The following is a 9386-nucleotide window of genomic DNA, read 5'->3' as shown; positions in this document are numbered from 1 at the left end:
CGGTTGGTGGCCTCTCGACGGTTCAGGGGGCGGAGTGCGCCGGACCGCCGCGAGGGCAGACCGAGCAGGCGTGCATGCCGGGCAGCGCGTAGATGAAGCAGCACGACACCCGGCGCGGGTCCGGCCGCCCCTGGGCCCGCGCGACCGCCGTGGCCCAGACGTCCTCGACGAGCCCCCACCGCTGGTGCGTGCTCGCCTTGACCTCGGGCGCGAAGTCCCGCACGACATCGGACACGACCGAGCGGTATGCCGCTCTCCCACGTCCGCGGCACTCCTCCTCCCGCTCGACCTCCGCCACGGACACCGTGGCCGGGTCGATGACGTAGCGATGGGGATAGCAGCCCGGAGCGAGCTCGAAACCCAGCCCCGCGCCCGACTCGGCGAGGACGACGGAGGCCAGCTCAGCGGCATACGCGATGGGGGTTGCGACGGCCTCGCACCACCACTGGAGCACGAACGCCGCGGCGACGTGCGGGAAGCCCGGGTACCCCTGCTGCTCGAGCGCGCGGCGCCACCCGGCGAGCGGGTCGTCCTCGGCGCGTGCGGCGACGTCCGCGCACCAGACGGTCGCGGGGGAGGCGTGCGTCGTCGCCGTGGCCCACGGCAGGGCCGCGTCGAGGCGGGTGACGAGCGTCCCCACACGGGTCACAGCAGGCTCCTCGGGTCGGTGGTCGCGGTCATCCTCTCGCTAGACTGCGGTACTCGTGACCCAGTCCCTGCCGTTCGACGCGATCTCGGCGACCGTCGCGGCCCTCCAGGACGAGCTGGTCACCATCCGCCGCGACCTGCACCAGCACCCCGAGCTGGGCCGGGCCGAGGTCCGCACGACCCAGCTGCTCGTGGAGCGCCTGGAGCGGGCCGGCGTCACGATCCGGCGGCTGCGGGGGAGCGGGCTGATTGCCTACCTCGGGCCGGCGGAGCCGGCGCGGACGATCGGGCTGCGGGCCGACCTCGACGCGCTGCCCATCCGCGAGCACACGGGGCTGCCCTTCGCCTCGACGACGGACGGGGTCAGCCACGCGTGCGGGCACGACGTGCACACCACCGCGGCGCTCGGGGCCACGCTCGCCCTCAAGGCGGTCGAGGACCACCTCGCCCGGCTCAACATCGGGGTCCGCGTCATCTTCCAGCCGGCCGAGGAGGTCATGCCCGGCGGCGCCGAGGACGTCATGGCCCAGGGCGGCATCGACGGCGTCGAGCGGATCTTCGCGCTGCACTGCGACCCGTCCCTCGACGTCGGGCAGGTGGGCCTGCGGGTCGGGCCGATCACCGCGGCGACGGACCAGGTCGACGTCACGCTGTCCGGCAGCGGCGGCCACACGTCCCGCCCACACCTGACGCAGGACCTCACCTTCGCGCTGGCCAAGGTCGTCACCGACGTGCCTGCAGCGCTGTCCCGCCGGCTCGACCCGCGCGCGGCCGCCGCCCTCGTCTGGGGGAGCATCCACGCCGGGGGCGCGCACAACGTCATCCCGTCGACGGGCAAGGCGCTCGGCACCCTGCGGATGCTCGACGCGGCCGCGTGGGACGGGTGCGAGCGGCTCGTCACCGAGCTCGTCCGGGAGGTCGTCTCCCCGTATGGCGTCAAGGCCGACGTCTCCGTCGTCAAGGGGGTGCCGCCCGTCGTCAACGACGCGGCCAGCGTCGAGGCGCTCAGCCTCGCCGTGAGCCAGGCCGGCGCCCAGGCCGCGCCGACGCCGCAGAGCCTCGGCGGGGAGGACTTCGCGTGGTACCTGACGCGGATCCCCGGCGCGATGGCCCGGCTCGGCACCCGCATCCCCGGCGGCCGGACCTTCGACCTGCACCAGGGCGACCTCGTCGTCGACGAGGGAGCGATCGGCATCGGGGCGCGCACGCTGGCCGGCTGCGTGCTCGCGACGGCCTCGCTCGTGCCCGCATCGGCACCTCTCGACAAGGCGCGGGTCGCGGATAGGTAACACTTCGTCACAGTTCCCCGGAGTGGGCAGGATCGCTGTGTTTCGAGGGCTACAGTGCACACCGCGGACCGGCGTCGGTTCCGTACCTGCAACAAAAAAGGAGCACCCCCTTGCGTCACGCAACGAAGGTCGCCGCCATCGTCGCCGCGGCCGCCCTCGGACTGGCCGCCTGTGGCTCGTCCGACACACCGTCCACCACCAGCAGCGACGGTGCCACCCAGCCCGCTGCGGGTGGCGGTGAGAAGCTGAAGGTCGGCATGGCCTACGACGTCGGTGGTCGGGGTGACCAGTCGTTCAACGACGCGGCCGCCAAGGGCCTCGACAAGGCCAAGTCCGAGCTCGGTGTCGAGGGCCAGGAAGCGGCCGCCACGAACGGTGAGCCGGAGTCCGCTCGGGAGGAGCGTCTCCAGCAGCTCATCGACGCCGGTTACACCAACATCGTCGCCGTCGGCTTCGCCTACGCCCCGTCGGTCAAGAAGGTCGCGGCCGAGAACAAGGACGTCAAGTTCGCCCTCGTCGACTCGACCGACGCCGCCGGCCCGAACATCGAGAACATCACCTTCGCCGAGAACGAGGGCTCCTTCCTCGTCGGCGCGGCCGCCGCGCTCAAGACGAAGACCAACGTCATCGGCTTCGTCGGTGGTGTCGAGACCCCGCTCATCAAGAAGTTCGAGGTCGGCTACATCGCCGGTGCCAAGGCCGTGAACCCGAAGATCGAGGTCAAGGTCAAGTACCTGACGCAGCCGCCGGACTTCTCGGGCTTCTCCTCGGTCGACAAGGGCAAGGCCGCCGCCGAGGGCATGTACCAGCAGGGCGCGGACATCGTCTACCACGCTGCCGGTGGCTCCGGTGGTGGCGTGTTCCAGGCCGCCAAGGCCGCGGGCAAGCTCGCGATCGGTGTCGACTCCGACCAGGCGCTGACGGCCGACCCGTCGGTCCGCGACGTCATCCTCACCTCGATGATCAAGCGCGTCGACGTCGGTGTCTTCGACTTCATCAAGTCGGTCAAGGACGGCAACTTCAAGGCCGGCGAGAAGGTCTTCGACCTCAAGGCCGGCGGTGTCGACTACGCCACGACCGGCGGCAAGATCGACGACATCAAGGACAAGCTGGACGGCTACAAGCAGAAGATCATCTCGGGCGAGATCAAGGTTCCCGCCGCCTGAGCCCAGCCGTGAGGACCCGACCGAGCGCCAGCGAGGGAGGTCCGGAGCGGCGATTCGGCTCAGGCGGCCAAAGGATCAGCCTGAGCCGGCCAAGATTGAGGTCACAAGGCCCGGGCGGCGCACCGCGCGTCGTCCGGGCCTTGTGCTCCCGCCGGGCAGCCCGGCGGTAGGTTCGTGCCGGTAGTTCATTCCGCCCGCGAGGCCGCGGGCCCACACGAGGAGCGTGTGTCATCGTCGCCAACGACTCGCAGTTCCGCGACGCGACCCGTGACGCCACGGCGGTTGCACCCAACGCGGAGCTGACCCACCGGGGCACCCCGGTCGTCGAGCTGCACGGCATCACCAAGCGGTTCCCCGGCGTCGTCGCCAACAGGGACATCGAGCTCACTGTCGACAAGGGCACGATCCACGCCATCGTGGGCGAGAACGGTGCCGGCAAGTCGACGCTGATGAAGATCCTCTATGGCGTCCAACAGCCGGACGAGGGCACGATCACGGTCGAGGGCCGCCAGCTGAGGCTGCGGACTCCGTCGGAAGCCATCGCGGCGGGCATCGGCATGGTGTTCCAGCACTTCCAGCTCGCCGACAACTTCACCGTCCTCGAAAACGTCGTCCTCGGCGCCGAGGGTCTGCACGGCATCGGCGACGCCGCTCGCACCAAGATCCGCGAGCTGTCCGAGTCGTATGGTCTCGGCATCGACCCCGACGCGCTCGTCGCCGACCTCGGGGTCGGCGCCCGGCAGCGCATCGAGATCCTCAAGGTCCTCTACCGCGGGGCCAAGATCATCATCCTCGACGAGCCGACCGCGGTCCTCGTGCCGCAGGAGGTGACCGAGCTCTTCGACAACCTCCGTGGCCTGACCGCCGAGGGCCTGACCGTCATCTTCATCTCGCACAAGCTCGACGAGGTGCTCCAGGTCGCCGACGCCATCACCGTCATCCGGCGGGGCACGACCGTCGCGGAGGTCGACCCCAAGGGCGTGACGGCCCGACAGTTGGCCGAGCTCATGGTCGGCTCCGAGCTGCCCAGCCCGAAGACGGAGGAGTCGACCGTCACGGACACGCCGGTCCTCACGATCGTGGACACCTCCCTGGACAACCCGTTGGGCGGCCCGCGGCTGCTCGAGGACATCAACCTCACCATCCACTCGGGCGAGATCGTCGGCATCGCCGGCGTCGAGGGCAACGGCCAGGCCGAGCTCGTCGAGGTCATCATGGGGATGCGCGAGCCGTCGTCCGGCCGCATCCTGCTCGGCGACATCGACACGTCGGACTGGCAGACCCGCGAGATCCGCGAGGCGGGCATCGGCTACATCCCGGAGGACCGGCACCGCCACGGCCTGCTCCTCGAGGCCCCGCTGTGGGAGAACGTCGTCCTCGGCCACCAGACCGAGACGGCCTATCTCACCGGCCCCGGCGGTTGGCTCGTCAACGCAGCGGCGGCCAAGAAGGAGACGGAGGCGATCGTCGAGCAGTATGACGTGCGCACCCCGTCGATCAACGTCACCTCCGGCTCGCTCTCCGGCGGCAACCAGCAGAAGCTGATCATCGGGCGCGAGATGCGGCGCAACCCGCGGGTGCTCGTGGCCGCCCACCCGACCCGCGGCGTCGACGTCGGCGCGCAGGCAGCGATCTGGGACCACATCCGTGACGCGCGACGCCAGGGGCTGGGGGTGCTGCTCATCTCCGCCGACCTGGAGGAGCTCGTCGGTCTCTCCGACACCATTCGCGTCATCCTGCGCGGGCGCCTCGTCGGGGAGTTCGACCCCGACACCGTGACGCGCGAGGAGCTCGGTGCCGCCATGACGGGCGCCGGGGCGGCCGACAGCCGCAAGCCCGGGAGCGAGCTGCCGGTCAGCGACCCGGTCGAGCCCGCCGCACCGTGGGGCTCCCCGGCCCCCGAGCAGGACACCACCAAGGAGGAGGGCCAGTGAACACCCGGTTGGACGGCCGCCGGATCCTCATGGCGATCGCGGCACCACTGCTCGCGGTCGTCGTCGCGGTCGTCGTCACGTCGCTCATCCTCATCGTCGCCAAGGACCCCGTCGGCCAGGTCTGGTCGACGATCCTGTCGGCGCCGAAGCCGCGGGTCCTGTCGGCGATCATCAACGCGGCCACCGTCTACTACCTGTCGGCGGTCGCGGTCGCCATCGGGTTCAAGATGAACCTGTTCAACATCGGCGTCGACGGCCAGTACCGGATCGCCGCCTTCTTCGCCGCGCTCGTCGCCGGCCAGGGCTGGCTCCCCGGACCGCTCAACATCCTGCTCGGCCTCATCGTCGCCGTCGTGGCCGGCGGGCTGTGGGCCGCCATCGCCGGCTTGCTCAAGGTCTGGCGCGGCGTGTCCGAGGTCATCTCGACGATCATGCTCAACGCGATCGCGACGGCCTTGGTCGCCTTCCTGCTGCGCAAGGTCGCCATCGAGTCCGGCGGCTCGAACGTCGTGCAGACCAAGCCGCTGCCGGAGTCGTCCCAGGTCCCCGGGTTCAATCTCATCCCGGGCAGCAGCCGCGAGGTCTACGGCCTGATCATCCTCGCGATCCTCGTCGGCATCGCCTACTGGTTCGTGCTCAACAAGACCCGCTTCGGCTTCGACCTGCGGGCCACCGGCGCCTCCGAGACGGCTGCCGTCGCGAGCGGCGTCAAGGTCAAGCGGATGGTCGCCCTGTCGATGATCATCTCGGGTGGCGCGGCCGGACTGGTCGGCATGCCACTGCTCTTCGGCCAGGACTACTCCTACGGCTCGACCTTCCAGCCCGGCCTCGGCTTCGCCGGCATCGCGATCGCCCTGCTCGGGCGCAACCACCCGATCGGCATCGCCCTGGCCGCGCTGCTCTGGTCGTTCCTGGACCAGCAGTCCAACGCCCTGCAGATCCAGGCGGGCGTGAGCGACAAGCTCGTCCTCGTCATCCAGGGCGTCATCGTCCTGTCCGTCGTCATCGCCTACGAGATCGTCCGGCGCGCCAACGTGCGCATCGAGCAGCGCCGGGTCGCGGCCCGCCTCGCTGCCGAGGCCGGCTCACCGCTGGAAGGAGCCCGGGCATGAGCATCAGCAGTGACACCGTGACCCGCACGCGTGCGGACGAGAGCGAGACCCTGCCGTCGCGGTGGCGTCGGTCGACGCTGCTGCGGGCCGCTGTCTATGCCGTCGGCGGCCTCGTCGTCCTCTCGCTCGTCCGCGTCATCACCGGCGCCAACGACATCGACTCGTCGGGTGCGCTGGCTGCCGCCCTCGCCCTCGCTGCACCGATCGCCCTCGCCGGACTCGGCGGACTGTGGTCCGAGCGGGCCGGCATCGTCAACATCGGCCTCGAGGGGATGATGATCCTCGGCACGTGGGGCGGGGCGTTCTTCGCCTATCACTACGGCGCCTGGATGGGCGTGCTCGGCGCGATCCTGCTCGGCGCCATCGGCGGCGCCATCCACGCGCTCGCCACGGTCATCTTCGGTGTCGACCACATCGTCTCGGGTGTCGCGATCAACACGCTCGGCGCCGGCGCCGCCGCCTACCTCGCGGCGCGGACCTTCACCGGCCTGCCCGGCGGTGGACCGACCCAGTCGCCGGGTCTGCCGGACCTGCCGACCGTCACCATCGGGCCGCTCGCCGACTGGCTCGGCAATCTCGAGAAGGGCGGCACCTTCCTCGTCGCGGACATCGCCTCGGCGTTGCGGGCGCTCGTCTACCACCTGTCGGTGCTGACGATCATCGTCGCGCTCCTCTTCGTGCTCACCGCATGGATTCTCTGGCGCACCGGCTTCGGTCTGCGCCTCCGCTCCTGTGGGGAGGCCCCGACCGCGGCGGAGACCCTCGGCGTCAACGTCTACCGCTACAAGTTCGTCGCCACGGTGATCTCCGGAGGGCTGGCGGGCCTCGGCGGTGGCTTCCTCGCCCTCGTCGCCTCGGGCCTCTACCGCGACGGGCAGACGGGCGGCCGCGGCTTCATCGGCCTTGCGGCGATGATCTTCGGCAACTGGCGTCCCGGCGGCCTCGCCGGCGGCGCTGCGCTCTTCGGCTACACCGACGCCATCAACCTGCGCGGCGGCGACGACGTCATCCGCGCCTACCTGCTGCCGGTCGCGGTGTTCCTCCTGCTGTGGGGGGTGTGGCAGCTGCGGCGGCGCAAGCAGGGCAAGCCGATCACCGGGGTCGTCTCGGTCATCATGGCCCTCGTCGTCGGTGCCTGGTTCGCGCTCATGAAGGCCATGCCGAGCGAGATCACCCAGATGACGCCCTACATCGCGACGCTCCTCGTCCTCGCCTTCGCCTCGCAACGCCTGAGGATGCCGAAGGCGGACGGGTTGATCTACCGCAAGGGCGAGGCATCGTGACGACCCAGCCGGAGCGCGAGGCCACCTCGGCCCCGCAAGCCGGCTCAGCGGCATACGACATCGACTGGGCTGCCCTCCACGACCGCGCCGTCGAGCTGATGCGGAGGGCCTACGCGCCCTACTCGAGGTTCCCCGTCGGCGTCGCCGGCCTCGTCGACGACGGCCGGGTCGTGGCCGGGTGCAACGTCGAGAACGCCGCTTACGGCGTGGCCCTGTGCGCCGAGTGCGGCATGGTCTCCGACCTGGTCGCAACCGGCGGCGGACGGCTCGTCGCCGTCTACTGCGTGGGTGCCGACGGGCAGCCGCTCATGCCGTGCGGCCGCTGCCGGCAGCTGCTCTGGGAGCACGGCGGACCGACCTGCCTGCTGCAGACGCCCAAGGGAGTCCTGCCGATGACCGAGGTGCTGCCCCAGGCCTTCGGCCGGGAGGACCTCGACGAGCTGGCGGGCACCCAACCAACCGAGGAGTGAGGCGAGGATGAGCGAGCCCTTCGACGCCGTCGACGTCATCGCGGCCAAGCGCGACCGCCAGGAGCTGTCCGACGCGCAGATCGACTGGGTGATCGACGCCTACACCCGCGGGGCCGTTGCGGAGGAGCAGATGTCCGCGCTCGCGATGGCGATCTACCTCAACGGCATGAGCCAGGGCGAGATCGCCCGGTGGACCGACGCGATGATCCGGTCGGGGGAGCGCCTCGACTTCTCGGGGCTGTCCCGGCCGACCAGCGACAAGCACTCGACGGGCGGCGTCGGCGACAAGATCACGCTGCCGCTCGCGCCACTCGTCGCCGCCTGCGGTGTCGCAGTCCCTCAGCTGTCCGGGCGCGGGCTCGGCCACACCGGGGGGACGCTCGACAAGCTCGAGGCGATCCCGGGATGGCGCGCGTCGCTGTCGAACGACGAGATGATGCGCCAGCTCGAGGACGTCGGGGCCGTCATCTGTGCCGCCGGTGCGGGGCTGGCACCCGCGGACAAGAAGCTCTACGCGTTGCGGGACGTCACCGGCACGGTCTCGTGCGTGCCGCTCATCGCCTCGTCGATCATGAGCAAGAAGATCGCCGAGGGGACGGGCTCGCTCGTGCTCGACGTCAAGGTCGGGTCGGGGGCCTTCATGAAGGACCTCGACGGGGCGCGTGAGCTCGCGTCGACCATGGTGCGGCTCGGCAAGGACGCCGGTGTCCACACGGTTGCCCTGCTGACCAATATGCAGACCCCACTCGGGCTCACCGTCGGCAACGCGCTCGAGGTCCGGGAGTCGGTCGAGGTGCTCGCCGGCGGCGGGCCGCCCGATGTCGTCGAGCTGACCGTGGCGCTGGCACGCGAGATGGTGGCCGGCGCGGGGGTGTCCGGGGTCGACCCGGCCGACGTGCTCGCGTCCGGTCGGGGCATGGACGCGTGGCGGCGGATGATCCAGGCGCAGGGCGGTGACCCGGACGCCGGCCTGCCGGTCGCCAAGGAGTCGCACACGGTGCTCGCGCCGGCGGACGGCGTCCTGGTGCAGCTCGACGCGCTCGCGGTCGGGGTCGCCTCGTGGCGGCTCGGCGCGGGTCGCGCGCGCAAGGAGGACCCCGTCCAGGCGGGAGCGGGGATCGAGCTGCACGCGAAGCCGGGAGCCGTCGTGCAGGGGGGCGAGCCGCTCATGACCCTGCACACCGACGAGCCGGAGCGCTTCGCGCGCGCCCTCGAGGCGCTCGAGGGCGGCTACCTCATCGCCCCCGAGGGGTCGCGTCCCGACCTCATGCCGATCGTCGTCGAACGGCTCGCCTAGCGCGTTTAAGCAGGTCAGAGCCCGTATGCCGCTGAGCCTGGAGCGCGATTAGGACTTCCGGGCGGGGGGCTGCTAAAGTTTGGGCTCCCGCCGGAAGCCACCGGAGACTGAAGCGGTTCGGACCCCCGAGCCGCGGATTTGACTCGCGGAGAGCGCGGCGGGTAAGTTTGAAGGGTTGCCCCGGAGG

General features: G+C 70.9%; 8 protein-coding genes. 7 read left to right on the top strand and 1 reads right to left on the bottom strand.

What is annotated here, in order from left to right; translation table 11 throughout:
- Positions 1-22: 22 nt before the first annotated feature.
- Positions 23-649, bottom strand: coding sequence for a (2Fe-2S)-binding protein (locus tag N864_RS15385; RefSeq protein WP_034718673.1), 627 nt, complete (start codon positions 647-649; stop codon positions 23-25).
- Between the two features lie 55 nt (positions 650-704).
- Between N864_RS15385 and N864_RS15380 the strand changes: the two genes are divergently transcribed.
- The 7 genes from N864_RS15380 to N864_RS15350 all read left to right on the top strand — a co-directional run bounded on the left by N864_RS15380 (position 705) and on the right by N864_RS15350 (position 9199).
- Positions 705-1937 carry an amidohydrolase gene (locus tag N864_RS15380; protein ID WP_051518653.1) on the top strand — a complete coding sequence of 411 codons (1233 nt, stop codon included), beginning with the start codon at positions 705-707 and terminating at the stop codon, positions 1935-1937.
- A gap of 110 nt (positions 1938-2047) precedes the next feature.
- Entirely contained in the window at positions 2048-3103 is a 1056-nt protein-coding gene (locus N864_RS15375; protein WP_034718670.1) for a BMP family lipoprotein, read from the top strand.
- A 230-nt stretch (positions 3104-3333) separates the two neighbouring features.
- Positions 3334-5037 carry an ABC transporter ATP-binding protein gene (locus N864_RS15370; RefSeq protein ID WP_420805218.1) on the top strand — a complete coding sequence of 568 codons (1704 nt, stop codon included), beginning with the start codon at positions 3334-3336 and terminating at the stop codon, positions 5035-5037.
- Positions 5034-6149 (top strand): ABC transporter permease, encoded by a 1116-nt coding sequence (locus N864_RS15365; protein WP_034718668.1) that lies wholly within the window; start codon positions 5034-5036, stop codon positions 6147-6149. Before N864_RS15370 ends, N864_RS15365 begins: the two co-directional genes overlap by 4 nt.
- The gene (locus N864_RS25720) at positions 6146-7432 is read left to right on the top strand and encodes an ABC transporter permease (protein WP_034718665.1); all 1287 of its coding nucleotides are present in this window, start codon (positions 6146-6148) and stop codon (positions 7430-7432) included. The genes N864_RS15365 and N864_RS25720 overlap by 4 nt, the downstream gene beginning before the upstream one ends.
- Positions 7429-7902 (top strand): cytidine deaminase, encoded by a 474-nt coding sequence (locus N864_RS25715; protein ID WP_420805217.1) that lies wholly within the window; start codon positions 7429-7431, stop codon positions 7900-7902. Before N864_RS25720 ends, N864_RS25715 begins: the two co-directional genes overlap by 4 nt.
- Positions 7903-7909: 7 nt before the next feature.
- Positions 7910-9199, top strand: a complete 1290-nt coding sequence (locus tag N864_RS15350) for a thymidine phosphorylase (RefSeq protein WP_034718662.1) — start codon at positions 7910-7912, stop codon at positions 9197-9199.
- Positions 9200-9386 lie beyond the last annotated feature (187 nt).

Origin of the sequence: Intrasporangium chromatireducens Q5-1 (assembly GCF_000576575.1) — a bacterium.
Taxonomy (GTDB): Bacteria; Actinomycetota; Actinomycetes; order Actinomycetales; family Dermatophilaceae; genus Intrasporangium_A; species Intrasporangium_A chromatireducens.
The sequence above is the reverse complement of the archived record's forward strand: the minus strand, read 5'-3'. Positions and strand labels throughout refer to the sequence as shown.